Below are 20,616 nucleotides of genomic sequence, written 5' to 3' on the forward strand. Positions count from 1 at the left end.
GCAATGTACCTATGAGCCCAGGTTGGGGCCATCTGCGGGGGGCCAAGGCGGATGATGCTGATTCGATGTCTGGCCCTGGCGGCCGTGGCGAGCACGGGGCTCAGCGCGCTGACTTGGCTGACGCCGCTGGGCGTGCCCGACAAGGCGCCCGTATGGGACAAGGTAAAACCTTTTGGCCTGGACGGGACTTCACGGACCTTCACCGAGGCCGAGCTGCATGACCGCCTGAAGGCCGTGGATTGGTTTCCGAACGCCCACCCGCCCATGCCGCAGCCGGTGGCCAATGGCCACGGTGGGGCTGGGGCCTGCGGATTCTGCCATCTGCCCGACGGGGCCGGGCGACCTGAGAACGCCGCCTTGGCGGGGCTCCCGGCCGGATACATTGAAGAGCAGGTGGCCGCCTTTGCGGCGGGGCAGCGCCGACCACCGACAGGCGAATGGACCCCCAACACGCTGATGTCCAAAACCTCGGCGGAGATCACAGCCCCCGAAATCAAGGCTGCCGCCCTGTACTTCAGCCGCTTGAAGTTCGCCTCGCATGTTCGCGTGGTCGAGGCGGCCCAGATCCCACGGGCGACACCGATGGCCTATGTCTACAGCCTGGACAGGAGCCGGATGGAGCCCATCGGAGTTCGAATTATCGAGGCGCCCGACGCGCCCGAGGGGTTCGAAAAGCGGGACCCACGCCTTCACTACACTGCGTTTGTGCCACCTGGGGCCGTTGCGAACGGGGCGGCGCTGGCACGCACCGGCGGCCCTGCGGCACAGCCTTGCGCCGCCTGCCATGGCGCTGGCCTCAAGGGCGGCATAGCCCCGCCCCTGGCGGGGCGGTCACCCAGCTACATCGCCCGCCAGCTGTTCTCCTTCCGGCTTGGCGTAAGGAACAATCCGGGTGCAGCGGCAATGGCGCCCGTGGCCGGGAAGCTGAGCGACCGCGACGTGGTGAGCCTGGCGGCCTATGCCGCCTCCCTGAAGCCCTTAGGCCTCAGACCTTAAGCGCCTGATCCGTCGCCCGGACCAGGGCGTCGACGATGCCGGGCTCGGTGGAGGCGTGGCCGGCGTCCCAGACCACCTCGAAGCGGGCCTCGGGCCAGGCGGTCTTGAGGTTCCAGGCGCTCTCCATCGGAGTGACGACGTCGAAGCGGCCCTGGACGATCCAGCCGGGGATGCCGCGGATCTTGCCGATGTTCTTCAGGATCCAGCCGTCTTCCGAGAAGAAGCCCTTGTTGGCGAAGAAGTGGCATTCGATCCGCGCGAAGGCGATGGCGAAATCGATCTCGTTGAACTTGGACGGCCGGGCCTCGGGCCCGCGGATCGAGATGGTGTCGCCCTCCCACTGGCTCCAGGCCTGGGCGGCCTCGGCCTGGACGCGGCGGTCCTTGTGGGTGAGGCGCTTGTGGAAGGCGGTGACCATGTCGCCGCGCTCGGCCTCCGGGATCGGGGCGCAAAACCGGGCCCAGGCGTCCGGGAACAGGATCGAGGCGCCGTCCTGGTAGAACCACTTCAGCTCGCGCTGGGTCAGCAGGAAGACGCCGCGCAGGACGATGGCCTCGACCCGCTGGGGGTGGGTGATGGCGTAGGCCAGCGCCAGGGTGGAACCCCAGGAGCCGCCGAACACCGTCCACTTCTCGATGCCGAGGTGGATGCGTAGACGCTCGATGTCGTCGATCAGCGACCAGGTGGTGTTGTCCTCCAGGCTGGCGTTGGGCCGCGACTTGCCGCAGCCGCGCTGGTCGAACAGGACCATGCGCCACTTCGAGGGATCGAAGAACCGCCGCATGGTCGGGTTGATCGCCCCGCCCGGGCCGCCGTGCAGGATGACGCAGGGCTTGCCGTTCGGGTTGCCGCACTCCTCATAGAAGATCTCGTGCGCACCGCCGGTGGGCAGCCAGCCATGGGCGAAGGGCTCGTTCTCATGGAACAGGCCGCGCCGGTTGGCGGTGGACGACATGGTGGGAGGCGGGGAATATCGTTCCATCCCCGCCATTAGAGCGCGTTCGTCCGAGACCGGAAAGCGCTGTTGCGCCCGATCGGTCTCAAACTTTGCGATGTGCGTTCTTCGGGCGACGGCCCGCCGCTAGGCGGGGAAGCGCCGGGCCATCCAGTCGAGGAGGATGCGGTTCACTTCGTCGGGCTTTTCCTGCTGGGTCCAGTGGCCGGAGCCCTTGATCAGCACCTTTTCCAGATCCCCGATCCGGTCCTCCATGCCGTCGGCGGCGGACGGCGGCAGGACGGCGTCGAGCTCGGCCATCACCATCAGGCAGGGCAGGTTGTCGATGCGGGTCGGCAGGTCGGCCGAGCGTTCCCAGTTGCGGGTGAAGTTGCGGTACCAGTTGATGCCGCCGGTGAAGCCTGTGGCCTCGAAGGACTCGACGAAGGCGGCCAGTTCGTCCGCATTGAGCAGCTGGCCGTGGGTGTCGGACTTGTCCCACTGGGCGAGCAGCTCGCGGAAGGCGAAGGTCGACTGGCCCTCGGGGGCCTTGCCCTGGGGATCCAGGGCGCTGGCGGTCGGCGCGTCGGGCGCCGTGGCCATGGCCTCGGCCTTGCGCATGAAGAAGCGGATGGTCTTGTCGACATCGGCGCCCAGCGCCTTGTCCGCCTCGCCGGGCTTCTGGAACCAGACGATGTACATGTCCTCGCCCAGCGCCATGCGCATCAGGGCGATGGGGTCCATGGGCTGGCGCTGCATGAAGGGCGTGTTGAGCCCGATGACGCCGGCCGTGCGGGTGGGATGCATCAGGGGCATCATCCAGACGATCAGGCCGCCCCAGTCGTGGCCGCAGAACACCGCCTTGTCGGCGCCGACATGATCGAGCAGACCGACCAGGTCACCGGTCAGATGCTCCAGGTCGTAGTCGGTGACCGCGTCAGGCCGGGAGGTGAGGCCATAGCCGCGCTGGTCCGGGGCGATGGCCCAGACCCCGGCGGCCTCGCAGGCCTTGAGCTGATGGCGCCAGGAGAAGGCCAGTTCCGGGAAGCCGTGGCAGAAGACGATCGGCACGCCCTTCCCGCGGGGGCCCACCTCATAATAGGCCATGTCGATCCCGTTGACCTTCGCGTGCTGGACGGGCGGCATCTGGCGGGCGAGGGCTGAGGACATGGCGTTTTCCCTGATGAACGGCTCTTGGCGCATCTTTGCTGGCTTCCCACGGGGCAAGGCAAGCGCTTGAGGGTGTTTCCCCGCGCACGGCCAGATAGAAGGGGGCGATGACCGAGTCCCGACGCGCCGACGAAGTGAAAGTCCCCTGGGGGCTGGTGATCCTGCTGGGGTCGATGACCGCGCTCGGGCCCATGGCGATCGACATGTACCTGCCCAGCCTGCCGGCGATCGGGGCGGGGCTGCACGCCAGCGCGGCCGAGACCCAGGCGACGGTCGCCGCCTTCCTGGCGGGCATGGCGTTCGGGCAGCTCATCTATGGGCCGGCCTCGGACCGGCTGGGACGGCGGGGGCCGGTGCTGGTGGGCGCGCTGATCTATATTGCGGCCTCGGTGGTCTGCGGGCTCGCCACCTCGGCGCCCATGCTGATCGCTGCGCGGTTCGTCCAGGCGCTGGGCGGCTGCGCCGGGGCGGTGGTGGCCCGCGCCGTGGTGCGCGACCAGTTCAATCACACCGAGACGGCGCGGATGCTGTCCCTGCTGACCTTGGTCATGGGCCTGGCGCCGGTGCTGGCCCCGCTGCTGGGCGGCGCCGTGCTGGCCCTGGGCGGCTGGCGGGCCAACTTCATCGTCCTGACCCTGTTCGGCGTCGCCATCGCGCTCGCCGCCTTCTTCCGCCTGCCGGAGACCCGCTCGGCGGAGACGGCGGCGCACGCCAGCACCGAGAGCCCGCTGCAGGCCTATCTGGCCCTGTTCGGCCAGAGGCGGCTGGTGGGCTACGCTTTGGCCGGCTGCCTGAACGGGGCCTGCCTGTTCACCTATATCTCCGCCTCGCCGGAGCTGCTGATCAAGACCTACGGCATCTCGCCCCAGGGCTTCGGCTGGGTGTTCGGCCTGAACGCGGTGGGGCTGATCGGGGCAGGCCAGATCAACCGCCTGGTGCTGCGCCATTTCACGCCGGACGAGGTGCTGGCCAAGGCGAGCCTGGTGGCGGTGGGGGTGGCGTTCCTGATGATGCTGGCCGCCGTGAGCGGGATCGGCGGCCGTTGGACGATCCTGCCGCTGCTGTTCGCGTTGCTGGCCAGCTATGGCTTCATGCAGGGCAACACCATGGCCGGGGCGCTCAATGTCGACCCGCGCCGGGCGGGGTCGATTTCGGCCCTGATGGGGGCGGCGAGCTTTGCGACCGGGGCCATCGCCTCGACCGCGACGGGCGTCTTCCACGACGGCACGCCCAGGCCCATGGCCATCACCATGCTGGTGGCGCTGATCGGCTCGGCCCTGGCCCTGCGGGTGCTGGCGCCCCGACTGGAGCGGACTCAGGCCTGAGGCTTGTCCACGCCGGCGGCGGCCCAGACCAGGGTCGCCCAGCCGGCCAGGAACAGGAGGCCGCCGATCGGGGTGATCGCCCCGAACCAGCGCGGCGCCCCGAAGGCCATGGCGTAGAGGCTGCCTGAGAAGAACACGACGCCGGACAGGAAGAACTTCGGGGCCAGTCGCGCCCGCACCGCGCCGATGTTCATGAAGGTCGCGCAGGCGAAGGTGGCCATGGTGTGCATGAAGCCGTACTGGGCGCCGAGCTTCAGCCACTCCTTGGCCTGGGGGTCGGAAATCCCGTGGGCCGCGAAGGCGCCCACGGCGACGGAGATGAAGCCGCCGGCCGCGGCCAGCGTCATCCAGGTGCGACGATCCCAGGCCAAAGGCGTGTCCCTTACCCCCAGAGCCGCGGACGGCGGCTCTTCCAGGGCGCCTCTTTCTCAAGTTGCGCGCTCAAGCGGAAGAGGGTGGCTTCATCGGCGTAGCGGGCGGTGAACATCATGCCGATCGGCAGGCCGGCGGAATCCTGCTCCAGAGGCAGGGAGATCGAGGGCTGGCCGGAGAAGTTGAACGGCGGGGTGAAGGGGAAGACGGCGCCCTGGCGGCGGTTGACCTCGGCGGGCTCCAGCGTGGTCGGGTCCATGTGGCCGATGACTGGCACGGGGGTGCCCAGCACCGGGCAGAGATAGACGTCCCAGTCCTCGAAGAAGCTCAGGGTCTGGCGGTTGAGCATCCGCAGTTCCTGCATCGCGTAGAGCGCCTGGGCGCCGGTCACCTTGCGGCCGCCCTTGAGGGCCGCCCAGGTGAGGGGTTCAAGTTCGTCCGGCTCCGGCTCGCGGCCGATGCGCTCGATCAGGCGCTGCATGCCGGCGGCGAAGTTGGCGCCCGAGAGCGGGGCGCGGGCCGTGTAGAGCTTGCGATAGTCGATGCCGAGGCCCTTCTCGACCACTTCATGGCCTAGGCCTTTCAGCAGGGCGGCGGTGCGTTCCAGGGCGGCCTGGACCTCCGGATCAATCGGCCGGCCCGACGGGGTTTCACCGGACCAGGCGATGCGCAGGCGACCGGGGCTCTGCTCGATCTCCTCCATATAGGGGCGCGCCTTGGGCGGGGCCGGATAGGGGGCGCCGGGCTCGGGCACGCCGGTGACATCGAGCATGGCGGCCGAGTCGCGCACGGTGCGGCTGACCACGTGATCGACCACGAAGCCGGCGGCGTAGTCGAAGCCATCGGGCAGATTGGGGTTGCGGTCGCGGGTGACCTTCAGGCCCACCAGGCCGCAGCAGGCGGCGGGGATGCGGATGGAGCCCAGGCCGTCGCTGGCATGGGCCAGGGGGACGATGCCGGCCGCCACGGCGGAGGCGGAACCGCCGGAGGAACCGCCGGCGATGTGGTCCGGATTCCAGGGATTGCGGCAGGGGCCGAGATGGCCGCCTTCGGTGGTGCCGGTGATGCCGTATTCCGGAGTGTTGGTGCGGCCGAGCGGGATGACGCCCGCGGCGCGGTAGCGGGCGGTGAGCCCGCCGTCGCGGTCGTCGACGACGTTTCTGGCGAAACGGCTGCCATAGCTGTTCTGCCAGCCGGCCACCGGCATGCCGAGGTCCTTGATCAGGAAGGGCACGCCCTTGAAGGGGCCGTCGGGCAGGGGGCCCTTGGCGCGGGCGCGGGCCTCGTCAAAGGCGGACCAGACCACCGCATTGAGGGTTCCATTGTGGCGCTCGACCCGCTCGATCGCGGCCTCGACCAGCTCGGTGGGCGTCACCTCGCCCTTGGCGACGAGGGCGGCGAGGCCGAGGCCGTCATGTTCGGAATAGTCGGGAAGGCTCATGCGCGGATCATCCTTGGGCCGTGAGGAACGCCATCTTCTCCACCGGACCGAGGTCCGGCGCCTGACGCTTGAGCGCCGCGAAGGCGGCCTCGGCGGCGTCGAGGGCGCCGTCGATGTCGGCCTCGGTCATGGCCGCGCACATGAACATGTTATGCCACGGGTGCACATAGACGCCGCGCGCCAGCATCTCGCTGGACCAGCAGAAGCCCTTGCGCAGGTCGGGGTCGTCGTCGAACAGGAACAGCGGCATCTGGACCGGCCCGGTGACCCTCAGGCCGAAGCCCGCCGCGCCGGCGCGGGCCTTGAGGCCATCGCAGAGACGGCGGCCCAGGCTTTCAAGCCGCTGGAGATAGTCGGTCTCGCGCACCAGCCGGAGGGTCTCCAGCGCCGCGGCCATGGGTGCGGCCTCGTACCAGAAGGAGCCGGTCACATAGATGGAGGCGGCGGCCTTGCGGGCCTTGTCCGAGCCCAGCAGGGCGGAGATGGCGTGGCCGTTGGCCAGGCACTTGCCCCAGCTCGAGAGGTCCGGCTGGATCCCCATCAGCGACCAGCTGCAGTCGCTGGTCAGCCGCAGGCCGGCGCGGACGTCATCGACCACCAGGAGGGCGCCGGTCTGGTCGCAGAGCTCGCGGGCGCGGCGGGCATAGGCGGGATCGGGCGCGGCCTGGTCGATGAAGGCGTCGTGCTTGAAGGGGGCGGCGAAGATGGCGGCCAGATCGTCGCCGGCTTCGGCCACCGCGGCCTCCAGGCTGGCGACGTCATTGTAGTCGCAGAGGATCTGGCTGGCCTTGTCGGTGGGAATGGTGCCGGCGGGGCGGCCGACGCACCAGGGCGCCGCGCCGTGATAGGCGCCCTTGGCCCGGATGATGGTCTTGCGGCGCGTATGGGCGCGGGCGGTGACCAGGGCCATGGAGGTGGCGTCCGTTCCGTTCTTGCAGAAGATCGCCCAGTCGGCGTGGGTGACCATGCCGGTGAGGGTCTCGGCCAGCTGGACGATCAGCTCGGTCGGTCCGGTGAGGGTGTCGCCGATCCCCAGCTGGCGGACATAGGCGGCGTCGATCTCCGGCTGGCCATAGCCGAACAGGTTCGGGCCGTAGGCGCACATGAAGTCGAGATAGCGCCGGCCGTCGACATCCCACAGATGGGCGCCTTCGCCGCGGGCGAAGAACTGGGGATAGTCCTCGGGCAAGAGGCCCACGGACTGGTGGCCATACATGCCGCCGGGAATGACGGCCTGGGCCCGCTCGCGGAGCGCCCGGTCCCGACTGTTCGTACGATCCATTTCCGCGCTCCGTGGTTGCCTGGAAGGCAGCTTAACCCCACCCTGTCGTCGGGCAACGGGAAGGCGACATGCGAGGCAACTTATCGATCGTGGTGTTGGCGGCGGCGGCGGCGATGTGGGCCGAGGGGGCTCAGGCCGCGCAGGCGACTTTCAAGGACTGGACGGTGGTCTGCGACAATGTCCGCAACTGCACCGCGTTCGGATTTCCAGAGGAGGGCGCGGAGACACAGGCCTTCCTGAAGATCGAGCGGGCCGCGAGGGCGGATGCGGCGCCCCGGGTGACGGTCGCCGTGGACGGCGGGGCGCAGGCGGGCCAGGCTTGGTCGCTTCGCATCGATGACCGGGAGATTGTCGGCGGGCTGAAGGCCAGGCCGGGTGAGGAGGACCCCTTTGGACGCGCCACGCTGACGCCCGCCCAGGGCCGTAGCCTGACCGCGGCCCTAGCGAACGGGACGGGCCTGGCCGTCAAGCCGGGGAGCGGGGCGGGCGTGACTATTTCGCTCGCCGGCAGTTCGGCGGCCCTGCGGTGGATGGATGATCAACAGAAGCGGGCCGGCGGCGTCACCGCCCTCGTCGCCAAGGGGCCGGCGCCGGCCGCCAGTGTTCCGCCGCCGCCCGCCGTGCCCCTGATCCGCCACGGCCCCGTCCCCTCGCAGGCAGGGGTGGGCGACACCCTGCCCAAGTCGGTCCGGGCCCGTTCGGCGAGGACTGCGACAAGGACCTGTCGGCGGATATGCGCGATCCGATATCCGCGCGGCTGGCGCCCGGGGTGATCCTGTGGGGCGATGTCTGCTCGAACGCCGCCTATCAGAGCGTCTACAGCCTGTTCCTGTCCGACGAGGCGGGCGGCCATGTGCGGCCCGTGGCGCTGGAGGACGGGCGGGGCGGGGTGATGGACAACCAGATCATCGGCGTCGGCTTCGACCTCGCGACCCTGACCCTCAGCAGTTTCTACAAGGGCCGGGGGATCGCCGACTGCGGCGAGGGCGACAGCTGGATCTGGGACGGCAAGGCGTTCCGGCTGTCTGATCAGTCGGTCATGTCCGAGTGCCGCGGCCTGCCGCCCGAGGAATGGCCGGTCAGTTTCGTCTCGCGCCAGGAATAGGGATCAGAACATCCCGATCAGGGTGGCGAAGAAGGCCATGACGGCGGCGATGATCGCCTTGGAGAGCACCGCCAGCACGAAGAACGAGAGGATGGCCGCGATCCAGCCGATCAGGGCCGCGACCCCGTCGCGTTCCGCCCCGCCGATGGCGAAGGCGGCGATGGCGAAGGAGGGCAGCATGTTGCCGAAGGGGATCGGCAGGAAGACGATGATCGAGAGCGCGAAGCACAGGGCGCCGACGATCCGATCGCCCAGCGGATTGTACATGAAGGTCAGGCGCGGCCGCAGGCGACGCTCCAGCCGCTCCAGATAGGGCGTCAGCTTGCCCATCAGGTTGCGGAAGTCGGACATGCTCATGGTCCGCTCCAGCAGCGCCTTGGGCAGCCACAGGGTGCGCCGACCCAGCATCCACTGGAAGGTGATGAACATCAGGGGCGCGCCGAGGATGGCCGACACGCCCGGAGGCATGGGCAGGACGAGGGGCGCGGCGAAGACGAACATCATCGCCCCGAACGCCCGGTTTCCGAAGGTCTCGAGGATGTCGGCCACCGAGACGTCTGCGGCCTCTCGGGCGCCGATCAGCTCCAGGAGCTGGGAGACGCTGGACGACTTGAGGTGCTCGGACATGACGCCCTGGCGCTAGCACGGCAGGGCGCGGCGGCGAAAGGTCCGATCGCCCATGTCAGGTCGATTGCGGGGCCGGCGCCGGGAACGGGGCAGGCGACTCGGTTTAGGCGTCGTCGGATCATGTCCATGCCCGTCCGCCTCGGCCTGTTCTATGCGGCGATCTTCATCGGCAACGGGGCGAGCTCGCCCTATATGCCGGTGTGGTTCCACCACCGCGGCCTGAGCGGGGCGCAGATCGGCCTGATCCTGTCGGCGCCCCTGCTGGCGCGGGCGGTCACGGCGCCGGCGATCGCGGTCTGGGCCGACAGTTTCAAGCTGCGGCGGACGCCCCTGGTGCTGCTGGCCCTGGTGACCGCCGCGGCCTATGCGCTGCTCACGCCGAACCTGGGCTTTGTCTGGTGGTTCGCGATCTGGTTCGTCGCCAATTCGCTCTATGCGACTCTGCCGCCGCTGCACGACGTCATCGTGCTGAACCGGTCGCGGACTGACGACTTCAACTATGGCTGGCCGCGCGGCATGGGCTCTGCGGCCTTCATCATCGGCAATGTGGGCATGGGGGCGATCCTGGCGCGGTGGTCGCCGGAGCTGGTCCTGGTCTGGATGGTGATGGCGGTGCTGGCGACCGCGCTCGGCGGTCGCTTCCTGATCCCGCCCGATCCGGTGCTGGCGAGCGGGGCCAAGGCCCAGTTGTCCGATCGGCTTGGCGGCCTGAAGGAGCTGATCGGCGACAAGGACTTCATGCTGGCGGTCAGCTCGGTCGGGCTGATCCAGTCAGCCCACGCCTTCTATTACGGGTTCTCGGCGCTCGCCTGGAAGCAGCAGGGGATACCCGAGAGCCTGACCGGGGTCCTGTGGGGCGTCGGCGTTGCGGTCGAGGTCGGCTTCCTGTGGTTCCTGGAGCCGTGGCGGCGGAAGGTCGGGCCGCGCAATCTGCTGGTGATGGGCGGGGCGGCCTCGGTGATCCGCTGGACGACGCTCGCCTTCTCGCCGCCGCTCTGGCTGACCTTCCCGGTCCAGGCCCTGCACACCTTCACCTACGCGGCGACCTTCGTGGCCTCTCTGGAGATCGTGGAGCGGCTGTCCAGCCGGACCAACGCCTCGGCGGCCCAGCTGATGAACTCGGCCCTGTCCGGTGGCATGCTGATGGGGCTGGCGACCATGGGCTCGGGCGCGCTGTTCGATGGATGGGGGGCGAAGGGCTATCTGGTGATGTCGGTGATGTCGCTCGCCGGCCTAGCCGGCGCCGTGCGGCTCTACGGGGTCAAGCGCCTGGACGGGTGACGCGGCGACAGCCTTGCCCTGACCGGGCGGCGGCCCACTATGGCCGCCAACCAGATCATCAGGGAGAGACGGCCATGCGCGCCTTGGAAATCACCGCCCCGTGGGGCTTCGACCGCATCGCCATCGTTGAGCGCGAGGACCCCAAGCCTGGCCCTGGCGAGGTGCTGGTGCGGATGAAGGCGGTGTCGCTGAACTATCGCGACTTCCTGATGGTCAACGGCCTCTATAGCCGAGGCTCGGCGACGGCTGAGACCATCACCCCGTTCTCCGACGGCTGCGGCGTGGTCGAGGCGGTGGGCGAGGGGGTCACCCGCGTGGCGGTGGGCGACCGGGTCTCGACCCTGTTCTTCCAGGGCTGGAATTCCGGTCGACCGACGGTGGAGAAACTGACCACTTCGCTGGGCTCGCCGATCCCCGGCGCGGGCCGCGAACTGGCGGCGTTCAGCCAGGAGGGGGTGTCGAAGGTTCCCGACTTCCTCACCGACCACCAGGTGGCGACGCTGGCCTGCGCGGCCCTGACCGCCTGGCGGGGGCTGTTCCTCGATGCGCGGCTGGAGCCGGGCGACACGGTGGTGCTGCAGGGGACGGGCGGGGTGTCGATCTTCGGCCTGCAGTTCGCCAAGGCGGCGGGCTACCGGACCGTGATCACCTCATCCTCGGACGAAAAGCTGGCCCGGGCCAAGGCCTTGGGCGCCGATCATCTGGTGAACTACCGCACCACGCCGGAGTGGTCGAAGCCGGTGAGGGCCGCGACCGGCGGGGTGGGCGCGGACTTCATCATGGAGGTCGGCGGGGCGGGCACCATCCAGCAGAGCCTGAAGGCCGTGCGGATCGGCGGCCATATCGCCATCATCGGCGTGGTGTCCGGCGCCGGCGAGGGGCTCAATCCGGCTCAGCTGATCGGCAACAGCGCCAAGTTGCAGGGGCTGAGCGTCGGTTCGCGCGAAATGTTCGAGGCCATGTGCCGGGCGATCGAACTGCATAAGATCAGCCCGGTGGTCGACAAGGTCTATCCCTGGACCGAGGCGCGGGCGGCCTTTGAGGCCATGCAGGGCGGCGAGCACTTCGGCAAGATCGTGCTGGCGTTCTAGTTCGCCGAGAGAGTCCGAAAACCGCGAGACATCGGCCCGGGCGGGGCCGATGATCGCGGCATGGATCTCGACGACGACGCCTGCTACCGCGCCTTCTGCATGCGCGACGCCCGCCTGGACGGCCGCATCTTCGGCGCCGTGCGGACGACGGGGATCTATTGCCGGCCGGTCTGTCCCGCCCGGACGCCCAAGCGCGAGAACATCACCTTCTATCCCTCGGCCGCCGCGGCCCAGGCGGCGGGCTTCCGCCCCTGCCTGCGCTGCCGGCCGGAGACCTCGCCGGACCTCGGCTCGTGGAACGGCACGTCCAACACCGTCACCCGCGCCTTGGCGCTGATCGAGCAGGGGGCCATGGACGGCGACGACGTCGAGGCCCTGGCCGACAGGCTGGGGGTGGGGGAGCGGCAGCTGCGCCGCCTGTTCCGCCAGCATCTGGGCGCCTCGCCGATCGCGGTGGCCCAGACGCGGCGGGTGCTGCTGGCCAAGCAGCTGATCCACGAGACCCGGCTGCCGATGGCCGAGGTGGCCCTGGCGGCGGGCTTCGGCAGCGTGCGGCGGTTCAACGAGACCTTTCAGCAGCTGTTCGGGCGCCGCCCGGCGAACTGCGCCGCACGGGCGGGGTTGAGGCCGCGGCCGGGGAGGGGGCGACCCTGAAGCTGCCCTATCGCGCACCCTATGACTGGGACGCCATGATCACCTTCCTGGCGGGGCGGGCGATCCCGGGCGTTGAGGTGGTGACGCGGCGGCGCTACGCCCGCACCCTGGCAGTGGGCGACACCCACGGGGTGGTGATGGTCGAACCGGGCGCCGGCGACTGGCTGAAGGTCACCCTGAGGTTTCCCAAGGTCCAGGTGTGGCCGGCGGTGATCGCCAAGGTGCGACGGGTGTTCGACCTGGCCGCCGACCCCGGCCTGATCGGGGCGCATCTGTCGGAGGATCCGGACCTGGCCCCCATGGTCGCGGCGCGGCCGGGGTTGAGGGCGCCCGGCGCCTGGGACGGGTTCGAGCTGGCGGTGCGGGCCGTGCTGGGCCAGCAGATCACCGTGACCGCGGCGCGAAACCTGGCCGGCAAGATCACCGCCGCCCATGGGGCGGAGATCCAGGACGAGGCCGCCCGGGCGCTCGGCCTGACGCGGCTGTTCCCGTCGCCGGCGCGAATGGCCCTGATCGACGTCGAGACCCTGGGCATGCCGCGGGCCCGAGGCCGGGCCCTGGTGTCCCTGGCCCAGGCGGCGGTTGCGGACCCCGACCTGTTCGGGGCGCGCCGCAGCCTGGAGGAGGCGGTGGCGCGGCTGCGCGCCTTGCCGGGGATCGGGGAGTGGACGGCACAGTACATCGCCATGCGGGCCTTGCGCGAGCCTGACGCTTTTCCGCACGCCGATATCGGCCTGATGCGGGCGCTGGAGGACGCCGACGGCGTTCGGCCCAGCCCGGCCGAACTGTTGGCGCGGGCCGAGCGCTGGCGACCCTGGCGGGCCTATGCGGCCTCGCATCTGTGGAACTTCGATCCCGTCTACGCCCCCACGCCTGGAGCCGCCGATGTCGCCGCCTGAAGCCAGCAGACCTGCGCGCCTTATCCTGTCGCGCCTGGACACACCGATCGGCGAGGCCCTGGTGGTCACAGACGAGGACGGTGTGCTGCGCGCCTTCGACTTCGCCGACTATGAGGACCGGATGCGGCGGCTGATGCGTCGCCACTATGGGGAGCAGCCGATCGCCGAGGGGGAGGTCCCGGCCGAGCTGGTCCACGTGTTCGGGCGGTATTTCGCCGGCGATCTGGACGCCCTGGACGCGCTGGAGATGCGCACCAACGGCACCCTGTTCCAGCGCCGCGTCTGGGCGGCGCTGCGGACCATCCCGGCAGGACAGACCCTGAGCTACAAGCAGCTGGCCGAGCGGATCGGGTCGCCCAAGGCGGTGCGGGCGGTGGGCCTGGCCAATGGCGCGAACCCGGTGGCCCTGGTCGCGCCCTGCCACAGGGTGATCGGCGCGAACGGCGGCCTGACCGGATATGGCGGGGGATTGCACAGGAAACGCTGGCTGCTGGTTCACGAAGGCGCCCATTTCGCGAGTTAGGCGTTCCCCATTGGCGGGCGCCGGTTTGCGATTGCCGCAGAGGCCGCTAGGCTCGCCTGCGTGTATCGGGAGTCCTCATGGCGTCTGTTTTGAGAGCGGTGATCGCGGGGGTGGGCCTCCTCGCCCTGGCGTCGGCCGCCGCCGCCCAAGGTCCGGGACCCCGGACCACGCCGCCGCTGCCGCGGGTGACCCTTTACGAGCTGCCGGACTTCCAGGGCCGGCAGATCACCGTGGTCGCCGCGTCGGACAACCTGGCGAGCATGAATTTCAACGACCAGGCCCAGAGCGCCCGGTTCGAGGGCGGCTGGAGGGTCTGCGAGGACTCCGGCTATCGCGGCAAGTGCAAGGACGTGGCTGGAGATGTGCCGAACCTCGCCAGCATCGGCATGGGCGGCAAGATCTCGTCGCTGCAGGCCTATCTGGACGGGGCCTGGGACCACGGCGGCAGCTGGTCGCCGGGCGCGCCCTGGGGCGGGCCCCAGGTCGGGCGTCCCTATGAGGGCGCCACGGGGGTGCTGTTCCCCTATCCGCTGGTGGCGGGCTACGACATCGCCGCCAGCGGCGGTTCGGCCAACACCTATTGCCGTGCGATGGACCTGGGATCGGCGTCCTATTACGACTCCAGCCAGAGGGCGCCCCAGGCGCTGGACAGCGCCGGGCGGTTCGTCGGGGAGACCGCCATCCTGCGCGATGTGTTCTGCCGCAAACGGTAGGCGGCCGCCGGTCCGCCGCCGGCGGAACATGACCGAAAATTCATGTTATGCGACATCGCCCTATGGTCGTGCTTGGCCTATAAGGACACGCGGAATCGTATCGGATACGGGAGAGTTCCGGTGCAGACCTTGACTGAAATCGTCGCCGCCGTGGTGGTGCATTCCTCCGCCGCCGCCTATTCGCATTTCGGCGTCACCCTGGAAGCCAAGCCGATCGAAAAGCCGGTTCCGGCGGAACGCACGGTTGCGCGGACGGTCACGCCGAAGAAGATTCTCAAGGTCTCCGATCACCCGATGAAGTCGGCCCAATGCGCCCAATCGCCGAGCCCGACCTTCAAGAGTTAACCAAGATCTGGTTGAGGCCGCCGCGACAAACCGCCTCCGCCCCACAAGATTCCCTGCGATGACGCTTTGCGCGGACCCTGTTCGCCGGTAATCCTTTCGGCTGGGGCGCGAGTTCGTGCGGGACGTCAGTGTCCGGATCGGATCGCAGGTCGAGAGGCGCTTGAGCAAGTCCGCGTATGAAAATCAGAAAGCGGCATCAGCCGGCAGATTTCCAGGCCATGACGGATGAGGGCGTGACGCCCGAGTCCGACGGGCCTGCGCCCGACGCTGCGCCGGATTTCGATCTCGCCGCCGTGGACCCGCCGCTGTTTCCGCCGCTTGAGGCTGAGCCGGTCGCCGCCTCTCCGCCCTCGCCGATCTCGGAGCCCCAGGTCGCCGCGCCCTCTGCGCGCCCGCTGGCGACCCGGCCCGAGCCGCCCGCGCCGCCGCCTGAGGCGCCGACTCAAAGAGCTGACATTCCAAGCGGTTGGCCGATCTATCTCGCGGCCCTGTTCGTGTCCGTGCTGTGGGCCTGCGCGCCGATCGCCTTCGCCTATGGCTATCAGCACGCCAAGTCGCCCTTCGACTTCGATCCCTTCGTGCTGGCGGTGCTCACCGCCATGGCGCTCGGGCCGGCGGCCTTTGTCTGGGTCGCGGCCTATATGATGCGCCAGGGGCAGCTCTTGGGGCTGGAGGCGCGGCGCGCCCAGGCCCTGTCCGACCAGATGGTCGGCCCGGCCCTGTCGGCCGGCGCCCAGGCCTCGGACATGGTTCGCTCTGTGCGCGAGGAGATCGCCCGGGCCGGCGCGGTCGCCGACGAGGCCCGCGAGACCCTTTTGGCCCTGCGCCAAGCCCTGGCGACCGAGAGCGAACAGCTGATCGAGGCCGCCGCCCAGTCGGCGCGGACCGCCAGTGAACTCGCCCAGACCCTGGGGCGCGAGCGCAGCGAGCTGGGCGGACTGGCCCAGACCCTGGATCAGCAGGCCACGGCGGTCGCCGATTCCATCACCCAGAAGGCGCGGATGGTGGCCGAGGCCTCCGACCTCGCCGAAACCCAGATCCGCGAGGCCGAGGCCGCGCTCGCCGCCCGCGCCGCCGACCTGGCCGCCGCCGCCGGGGAGGCCAGCGACGCCGCCCGCGTGGCCGGCGAGGACCTAACGCGCCACATCGCCCGGCTGGAGACCGCCGGCATGGGGGTCGCCGACCAGATCGCCCAGGTCGAACAGGGACTCACCGAGCAGCGGGCGGGACTGGTGACCACCGCCCACGCCTTGCGCTCGGAGCAGGAGGCGTTCGGCGCCCAGTCCGAAACCCATGCGGCCCAACTGTCGGAATTCATCACCCAGGCGCGGCTGTCGGCCGCCGAGCTGGGCGACCGGGCGGTCAAGGGCGGCGAGGCTCTGCGCCAGCTGATCGCCGAGGCGGCCGAGCAGTTCCGCGAGCTGGCGGCGTCGGCCGCGGCCGAGCGCGACGAGTTCGGCCAGTCGACCCTGCATTCCCTGGAGGCCGTGTCCGAAGCCGCCGCCCAGGAGCGGGCCAAGCTGGAGGCCCAGACGCGGGCCGCGATCCAGGGCCTGGCCGAAGCCGCCGAACAGACCCGCACGGCCGCCGAGCAGCACGCCGTCACGGCGCGCGAGCAGGTGGACCAGCTGTCCGAGGCCGCCTTCACCGCCGGCCAGCGGGCGAACCAGGTGTTCGAGTCGCGGCTGGCCGAGGCGCGCGACCTGATCGAACAGTCGGCCCAGATGGTCGAGCAGGCCGGGGCGGCGACCGCCCGCAAGTTGGACGAAGGCGCCCAGGCGGCGCGGGCGACCCTGGACGAGCTGGCTGGCATGCTGGCCGAGATCGAGGCGCGCGCCGCGCGCCTGCCGGCGACCGCCAAGGACCAGGCCGAAGAGGTCCGTCAGGCGGTCACCGAGAGCATCGACGAGCTCATGGACTACGCCCGCAAGACTGCGAACGAGACCCAGGCGATCGACCAGGCGTTCCAGGACCGGGTGCGGCGCAATTACGAGATGCTGAGCGAGGCCGTCCGCATGATGGGCTCGGTCGCGGGCGCGGCCGGCGGGCTGGCCACCCCGGCGCCGCCGCGCGAGCGGCCGGTGCGTCCCGCCCAGACCCCGCTGGCGCGTTCAGTGCGCGAGACGCCGCCGCCGACCATCCGGTTCGAACCGATCGAGGAGGAGCTCGAACTTGAGCTCAATGAGCCGGTGGAGGAGCCGCCGCAACGGCCGCGCCTGCGGCTGACGCCGACCGCCACCGACCAGGAATTCACCGACGTTTTCGACCAGGCCCAGGGCCGCGCGCCCCGGGCGCCGGCCGCGGCGCCTGCCGAGCGGGACGGGGACGGCTGGACCTGGAAGGACCTGCTGACCTCCATCGACGACAGCGGCGTGGTTCCGGGGCCGGACGAACGGGCGCTGGAGGACGAGCTGGCGACGGAGATCGCCGGCATGGGAATCGACCCCACGGCCCTGCTGCCGCGGGGACGGATCGACGAGATCGCCGCGGCGATCCAGACCCGCGACGACGACGGGGCGCGGGAAGTGGTGCGCCGACTGGCGCCCGCCGCGACGCGCCGGCTGTCGCGCCGGCTGTTCACGGACGACAAGCTGAAGCGCAAGGCGATCGCCTATCTCAACCGCTATCAGGATCTGCTGGCGGACGCCGCCGAGCGCGACCACGAAGGCTTCCTGGTCGAGACCCTGCTGAGTTCGGACGCCGGGCGCATCTATCTGCTGCTCGAAGCCGCGGCCGGCGACTTCGTGTGATCCGAACGCTCGCCGTTCGTGATGAGCATTGGCCCACGGCGCAGGTCTTCACTATCGCCCGGGGCGCCAAGACCGAGGCCCATGTGGTGGTCGCCGAAATCACCCAGGCGGGCGTGACCGGGCGCGGCGAGGCCGTACCTTATCCGCGGTTCGGCGAAACGGTCGCGGGGGTCATGGCCACCGTGGAGCGGGTTCGGCCGGCCATCGAGGCCGGAGCCGCGCGGGCGGAGCTGCAGTCCCTGCTCACGGCCGGCGCGGCGCGGAATGCGCTGGATTGCGCCCTGTGGGACCTGGAAGCCAAGATCACCGGAGAGCCGGCCTGGAAGGCGGCGGGGCGGGGGCGGCTCGACCCCGTGAAGACCTGCTACACCCTCAGTCTCGACACGCCCGATGCGATGGCCGAGGCGGCGCGGGCGGCGGGCCGGCGTCCGGTGCTCAAGCTGAAGATCGGCGGGGCCGGCGACCTGGACCGGGTCGAGGCGGTGCGGCAGGCCGCGCCGAAGACCCGGCTGATCGTGGACGCCAATGAGGGCCTGAGCTTCGAGGACCTGAAGCGCCTGGCGCCCGAGTTCGCGCGGCTGGACGTCAAGCTGATCGAGCAGCCCCTGCCGAGCGGCGAGGACGGCGTGTTGGAGGGCTACGACTGTCCGGTGCCCCTCTGCGCCGACGAGAGCCTGCGCAGCCGGCTGGAGCTGACGGCCTGCGCGCGCCGCTACACTCACGTGAACATCAAGCTCGACAAGGCCGGCGGACTGACCGAGGCCCTGGCGATGGCGGCCGAGGCCAGGGCGCTGGGGCTGGAGATCATGGTGGGGTGCATGGTGGCGACCTCGCTGTCGATGGCGCCGGCCATGATCCTGGCCCAGGGCGCGGCCTTCGCCGACCTGGACGGGCCACTGCTGCTGGAGGGGGATCGGCGGCCGGGGCTGGTCTATGAGGGTTCGCTCATCCACCCGCCGCCGCCGGGCCTGTGGGGCGAGGCCTAGAGGACGACGGCCGAGCCGTTCACCGAGACCATCAGCATGGAGCCGTTGGGGCCGACAGTGTTGTAGTCGAGATCGACGCCGAGGACCGCGTTGGCCCCGAGCTTGCGCGCCTCTTCCTCCAGGCCGCGCAGGGCGTCGGCCCGGGCCTGGGACAGGATGCGCTCATAGCCCTTGGATCGGCCGCCGATGAAGTCGCGGATGGCCGCCATCAGGTCGAACACGACATTGGCGCCGAGGATCGCCTGGGACGACACCATGCCCAGGTGCTGGCGCACCGGCCGGCCCTCGATGAAGTGGGTTGTGACGATCAGGACGGGCGTCTCGGACTTGGCCATGCCTGAAATATAGGGTGAGTTGCGCGATCCCGCGAGACGCTCTCCCGTCACAGGGGCAAGCAATTGCTATGGCCTATCGTATCGCGCGAAAAGCGGGCGAGCGGGCTTTGAGCCCGGCGTGGCTTACGGCATGGTGGCGTCGCTAGTCCCCAGGAGCGGTGAATGGTCTTCGCGCGGTCGCATATCGATCTGCACAACATCCGCAACAGCATCGAACGCACGAAGAAGCTGTCGGACAACGTGGTTGGGATCGGCCCCTTGGGCATCGGCCTGGATGGCCTGCTGACCTGGATTCCGGGCGCGGGCGAGCTCTACAGTCTGGGCGCCGGTCTGCTGCTGATCTTCGACGGCGTGCGGGCGCGGGCCGCGCCGATGGTGCTGCTGCAGATGACGGCTATCATCGCCATCGACACCCTGGCTGGGGCGGCAGGCAAGCTGGGCAAGATCGCCGACGTGCTGTTCACGGGCCATAAGTGGTCGGCGGACATGCTGCTGCACCACATGGAAGACACCATCTATTTCGAGGGCGCCCGCAAGGACGCCCAGGCCAGCCCGGAATATCGCGAGATCCTGACCCGGATCCGCGCCGGCAAGGAAAAGCGCCGGGTGGTGTTTCTCGGCTAGGCGGAGCTTTACAGGAAGGCGGGCGTTAAGGGCGGATGGCGGTTTCCCAGGAACAGGCGCACCGGGCATGGCGCGCCGCCGAGCGTATCAAGCGCCTGTCTGACCGGCTGGTCGGTGTGGGTCCGTTCGGCATCGGCCTGGATGGCGCCTTGGCCTTCGCCTATCCGATCGACGTCATCTACAGCGTCGGCGCAGGACTGCTGCTGATGGGGCAGGGCTTCGCCGCCGGCGCCTCGCCCGCGACCCTGATCCGCATGGGCCTCTATGTGGCCGGCGACTCGGCCCTGTCGCAGATCCCGCTGCTGGGCTGGGCGGCCGACGTCTTCGTCCAGGGCCACCTGATGGCGGCCAACGCCCTTCAGAAGGACATCGAGCGGCGGCATGGCCCCTCGGAGCTTCCCGCCGGCTGGGGCGGCAAGAAGAAGCCCAAGGGGCGCAAACGCTAGACGGCCTGGCGCAGGGGCTCCGGCGGCAGGGTCGCCTGGAAGCTGGGGCGCGCGGCGATCCGTTTCAGCCAGGCCTCGAGCCGGGTGCCGGCCAGAAGGGCGCGGCCTTCGGGCGTCTGGGACAGATATTCCAGCTGAGGTCCGACCATCAGATCGGCGAGGGAGAAGCGCTCGCCGGCCAGCCAGGTCGAGGCGCCCAGGAGGCGCTCGAACTCCGCCACGCAGGTCTGGGCCATGGGATAGGCCTCGGCGATCACCGCCTCGTCGGGCGTGGTGCCCAGCAGGATCGGGCCGATCAGGCGCTGGAACACCATGGGGCCGCCGACCTTCGGGAAGAAGTACCAGTCATTGACCCCGATGATCTGGTTCATGCGGGCCGCGGCCCGGGGATCGGTGGGTTGCAGGGCGGGGCCTTCGCCGATGGCGTCCAGATAACGCAGGATGGCCTGGGTCTCGTACAGCACGAAGTCGCCGTGCTCGATGACCGGGATGCGGCTGAACGGATGCATCCGCCGATAGGCCTCGGTGCGATGCTGGCCGGGGGCCAGGGCCACCAGGCGGTAGGGCACGGCCTTTTCCTCGGCGGTCGCCAGGACGGCCCGTAGGAACGGGCTGCCGGGGATGCCGTGGGCGACGAGTTCGGTCATGACGGGGCTCCTTGGCTGGCCGTGTCGGCGTCGAGGGGGAGGATAGGGCCCATCCGCCGGGAAGTGCAGT

At 70.0% G+C, this 20,616-nt stretch carries 21 protein-coding genes and 1 pseudogene; 14 read left to right on the forward strand and 8 right to left on the reverse strand.

Going from position 1 to position 20,616, the window contains the following annotated elements; genetic code table 11:
* Positions 1 to 51: 51 nt before the first annotated feature.
* On the forward strand, positions 52 to 996 hold the full coding sequence (locus MQH10_RS17810) for a c-type cytochrome (RefSeq protein WP_242565356.1): 945 nt from the start codon (positions 52 to 54) through the stop codon (positions 994 to 996).
* On the opposite strand, the gene pip is transcribed toward MQH10_RS17810, so the two are convergent.
* Together pip and MQH10_RS17820 are read right to left on the reverse strand one after the other, a co-directional pair.
* Positions 986 to 1,978 (reverse strand): prolyl aminopeptidase, encoded by a 993-nt coding sequence (gene pip / locus MQH10_RS17815; protein WP_242565357.1) that lies wholly within the window; start codon positions 1,976 to 1,978, stop codon positions 986 to 988. The two genes, MQH10_RS17810 and pip, sit on opposite strands and share 11 nt — an antisense overlap.
* 99 nt (positions 1,979 to 2,077) lie before the next feature.
* On the reverse strand, positions 2,078 to 3,100 hold the full coding sequence (locus tag MQH10_RS17820; RefSeq protein WP_242565358.1) for an alpha/beta fold hydrolase: 1,023 nt from the start codon (positions 3,098 to 3,100) through the stop codon (positions 2,078 to 2,080).
* Between the two features lie 107 nt (positions 3,101 to 3,207).
* On the opposite strand from MQH10_RS17820, the gene MQH10_RS17825 reads away from it, so the two are divergent.
* Positions 3,208 to 4,425 (forward strand): multidrug effflux MFS transporter, encoded by a 1,218-nt coding sequence (locus tag MQH10_RS17825; RefSeq protein ID WP_242565359.1) that lies wholly within the window; start codon positions 3,208 to 3,210, stop codon positions 4,423 to 4,425.
* Here MQH10_RS17825 and MQH10_RS17830 read toward each other — a convergent pair.
* From MQH10_RS17830 to MQH10_RS17840, 3 genes are read right to left on the reverse strand one after another with little or no spacing between them, the layout of a single operon-like run.
* Complete coding sequence (locus MQH10_RS17830) at positions 4,416 to 4,796, reverse strand: DUF423 domain-containing protein (RefSeq protein WP_242565360.1); 381 nt, start codon at positions 4,794 to 4,796, stop codon at positions 4,416 to 4,418. The two genes, MQH10_RS17825 and MQH10_RS17830, sit on opposite strands and share 10 nt — an antisense overlap.
* 11 nt (positions 4,797 to 4,807) lie before the next feature.
* Positions 4,808 to 6,238, reverse strand: coding sequence for an amidase (locus MQH10_RS17835; RefSeq protein ID WP_242565361.1), 1,431 nt, complete (start codon positions 6,236 to 6,238; stop codon positions 4,808 to 4,810).
* 7 nt (positions 6,239 to 6,245) lie between these two features.
* Positions 6,246 to 7,520: an aminotransferase class III-fold pyridoxal phosphate-dependent enzyme gene (locus MQH10_RS17840; protein WP_242565362.1), complete on the reverse strand. Its 1,275-nt coding sequence runs from the start codon at positions 7,518 to 7,520 to the stop codon at positions 6,246 to 6,248.
* Positions 7,521 to 7,633: 113 nt separating this feature from the next.
* Between MQH10_RS17840 and MQH10_RS27130 the strand changes: the two are divergent.
* Positions 7,634 to 8,625: pseudogene (locus tag MQH10_RS27130) on the forward strand (DUF1176 domain-containing protein).
* Positions 8,626 to 8,628: 3 nt separating this feature from the next.
* Here MQH10_RS27130 and MQH10_RS17850 read toward each other — a convergent pair.
* Positions 8,629 to 9,252, reverse strand: a complete 624-nt coding sequence (locus tag MQH10_RS17850; RefSeq protein ID WP_242565363.1) for an exopolysaccharide biosynthesis protein — start codon at positions 9,250 to 9,252, stop codon at positions 8,629 to 8,631.
* A gap of 126 nt (positions 9,253 to 9,378) precedes the next feature.
* Between MQH10_RS17850 and MQH10_RS17855 the strand changes: the two genes are divergently transcribed.
* The 9 genes from MQH10_RS17855 (at position 9,379) to dgcA (ending at position 18,494) form a co-directional block, all read left to right on the forward strand.
* Entirely contained in the window at positions 9,379 to 10,533 is a 1,155-nt protein-coding gene (locus MQH10_RS17855) for an MFS transporter (protein ID WP_336605124.1), read from the forward strand.
* Positions 10,534 to 10,607: 74 nt separating this feature from the next.
* Positions 10,608 to 11,624 (forward strand): zinc-dependent alcohol dehydrogenase family protein, encoded by a 1,017-nt coding sequence (locus MQH10_RS17860; protein WP_242565365.1) that lies wholly within the window; start codon positions 10,608 to 10,610, stop codon positions 11,622 to 11,624.
* Between the two features lie 60 nt (positions 11,625 to 11,684).
* A complete protein-coding gene (locus tag MQH10_RS17865) occupies positions 11,685 to 12,278 on the forward strand; it encodes a bifunctional transcriptional activator/DNA repair enzyme AdaA (RefSeq protein WP_242565366.1) in 594 nt (197 codons plus the stop codon).
* Positions 12,279 to 12,313: 35 nt separating this feature from the next.
* Positions 12,314 to 13,177, forward strand: a complete 864-nt coding sequence (locus MQH10_RS17870) for a DNA-3-methyladenine glycosylase family protein (RefSeq protein ID WP_242565367.1) — start codon at positions 12,314 to 12,316, stop codon at positions 13,175 to 13,177.
* Entirely contained in the window at positions 13,164 to 13,700 is a 537-nt protein-coding gene (locus MQH10_RS17875; RefSeq protein WP_242565368.1) for a methylated-DNA--[protein]-cysteine S-methyltransferase, read from the forward strand. Before MQH10_RS17870 ends, MQH10_RS17875 begins: the two co-directional genes overlap by 14 nt.
* Before the next feature lie 77 nt (positions 13,701 to 13,777).
* A complete protein-coding gene (locus MQH10_RS17880) occupies positions 13,778 to 14,413 on the forward strand; it encodes a beta/gamma crystallin-related protein (protein ID WP_242565369.1) in 636 nt (211 codons plus the stop codon).
* Positions 14,414 to 14,533: 120 nt separating this feature from the next.
* Positions 14,534 to 14,758 carry a hypothetical protein gene (locus tag MQH10_RS17885; RefSeq protein ID WP_242565370.1) on the forward strand — a complete coding sequence of 75 codons (225 nt, stop codon included), beginning with the start codon at positions 14,534 to 14,536 and terminating at the stop codon, positions 14,756 to 14,758.
* A gap of 233 nt (positions 14,759 to 14,991) precedes the next feature.
* Positions 14,992 to 17,508 (forward strand): coiled-coil domain-containing protein, encoded by a 2,517-nt coding sequence (locus MQH10_RS17890; protein WP_242565371.1) that lies wholly within the window; start codon positions 14,992 to 14,994, stop codon positions 17,506 to 17,508.
* A complete protein-coding gene (dgcA, locus tag MQH10_RS26905; protein ID WP_242565372.1) occupies positions 17,505 to 18,494 on the forward strand; it encodes an N-acetyl-D-Glu racemase DgcA in 990 nt (329 codons plus the stop codon). The genes MQH10_RS17890 and dgcA overlap by 4 nt, the downstream gene beginning before the upstream one ends.
* Here the strand turns inward: dgcA and MQH10_RS17900 are convergent.
* Positions 18,491 to 18,829 carry a heavy metal-binding domain-containing protein gene (locus tag MQH10_RS17900; protein ID WP_242565373.1) on the reverse strand — a complete coding sequence of 113 codons (339 nt, stop codon included), beginning with the start codon at positions 18,827 to 18,829 and terminating at the stop codon, positions 18,491 to 18,493. The two genes, dgcA and MQH10_RS17900, sit on opposite strands and share 4 nt — an antisense overlap.
* Positions 18,830 to 18,991: 162 nt before the next feature.
* Between MQH10_RS17900 and MQH10_RS17905 the strand changes: the two genes are divergently transcribed.
* Positions 18,992 to 19,453 (forward strand): DUF4112 domain-containing protein, encoded by a 462-nt coding sequence (locus MQH10_RS17905; protein ID WP_242565374.1) that lies wholly within the window; start codon positions 18,992 to 18,994, stop codon positions 19,451 to 19,453.
* Between the two features lie 35 nt (positions 19,454 to 19,488).
* Positions 19,489 to 19,899 carry a DUF4112 domain-containing protein gene (locus tag MQH10_RS17910; RefSeq protein ID WP_242565375.1) on the forward strand — a complete coding sequence of 137 codons (411 nt, stop codon included), beginning with the start codon at positions 19,489 to 19,491 and terminating at the stop codon, positions 19,897 to 19,899.
* Here the strand turns inward: MQH10_RS17910 and MQH10_RS17915 are convergent.
* Positions 19,896 to 20,546 (reverse strand): glutathione S-transferase family protein, encoded by a 651-nt coding sequence (locus MQH10_RS17915; protein ID WP_242565376.1) that lies wholly within the window; start codon positions 20,544 to 20,546, stop codon positions 19,896 to 19,898. The genes MQH10_RS17910 and MQH10_RS17915 overlap by 4 nt on opposite strands.
* Positions 20,547 to 20,616: the final 70 nt, after the last annotated feature.

The organism is Phenylobacterium aquaticum (assembly GCF_022695515.1).
Taxonomy (GTDB): Bacteria; Pseudomonadota; Alphaproteobacteria; order Caulobacterales; family Caulobacteraceae; genus Phenylobacterium; species Phenylobacterium aquaticum.

What these genes read in the sequence shown, in the direction of transcription:
- MQH10_RS17810 (WP_242565356.1), top strand. Translation starts at nt 52, where the DNA reads ATGATGCTGATTCGATGTCTGGCCCTGGCGGCCGTGGCGAGCACGGGG.
- pip (WP_242565357.1), bottom strand. Translation starts at nt 1,978, where the DNA reads ATGGAACGATATTCCCCGCCTCCCACCATGTCGTCCACCGCCAACCGG.
- MQH10_RS17820 (WP_242565358.1), bottom strand. Translation starts at nt 3,100, where the DNA reads ATGTCCTCAGCCCTCGCCCGCCAGATGCCGCCCGTCCAGCACGCGAAG.
- MQH10_RS17825 (WP_242565359.1), top strand. Translation starts at nt 3,208, where the DNA reads ATGACCGAGTCCCGACGCGCCGACGAAGTGAAAGTCCCCTGGGGGCTG.
- MQH10_RS17835 (WP_242565361.1), bottom strand. Translation starts at nt 6,238, where the DNA reads ATGAGCCTTCCCGACTATTCCGAACATGACGGCCTCGGCCTCGCCGCC.
- MQH10_RS17840 (WP_242565362.1), bottom strand. Translation starts at nt 7,520, where the DNA reads ATGGATCGTACGAACAGTCGGGACCGGGCGCTCCGCGAGCGGGCCCAG.
- MQH10_RS17850 (WP_242565363.1), bottom strand. Translation starts at nt 9,252, where the DNA reads ATGTCCGAGCACCTCAAGTCGTCCAGCGTCTCCCAGCTCCTGGAGCTG.
- MQH10_RS17855 (WP_336605124.1), top strand. Translation starts at nt 9,379, where the DNA reads ATGCCCGTCCGCCTCGGCCTGTTCTATGCGGCGATCTTCATCGGCAAC.
- MQH10_RS17860 (WP_242565365.1), top strand. Translation starts at nt 10,608, where the DNA reads ATGCGCGCCTTGGAAATCACCGCCCCGTGGGGCTTCGACCGCATCGCC.
- MQH10_RS17865 (WP_242565366.1), top strand. Translation starts at nt 11,685, where the DNA reads ATGGATCTCGACGACGACGCCTGCTACCGCGCCTTCTGCATGCGCGAC.
- MQH10_RS17870 (WP_242565367.1), top strand. Translation starts at nt 12,314, where the DNA reads ATGATCACCTTCCTGGCGGGGCGGGCGATCCCGGGCGTTGAGGTGGTG.
- MQH10_RS17875 (WP_242565368.1), top strand. Translation starts at nt 13,164, where the DNA reads ATGTCGCCGCCTGAAGCCAGCAGACCTGCGCGCCTTATCCTGTCGCGC.
- MQH10_RS17880 (WP_242565369.1), top strand. Translation starts at nt 13,778, where the DNA reads ATGGCGTCTGTTTTGAGAGCGGTGATCGCGGGGGTGGGCCTCCTCGCC.
- MQH10_RS17900 (WP_242565373.1), bottom strand. Translation starts at nt 18,829, where the DNA reads ATGGCCAAGTCCGAGACGCCCGTCCTGATCGTCACAACCCACTTCATC.
- MQH10_RS17905 (WP_242565374.1), top strand. Translation starts at nt 18,992, where the DNA reads ATGGTCTTCGCGCGGTCGCATATCGATCTGCACAACATCCGCAACAGC.
- MQH10_RS17910 (WP_242565375.1), top strand. Translation starts at nt 19,489, where the DNA reads ATGGCGGTTTCCCAGGAACAGGCGCACCGGGCATGGCGCGCCGCCGAG.
- MQH10_RS17915 (WP_242565376.1), bottom strand. Translation starts at nt 20,546, where the DNA reads ATGACCGAACTCGTCGCCCACGGCATCCCCGGCAGCCCGTTCCTACGG.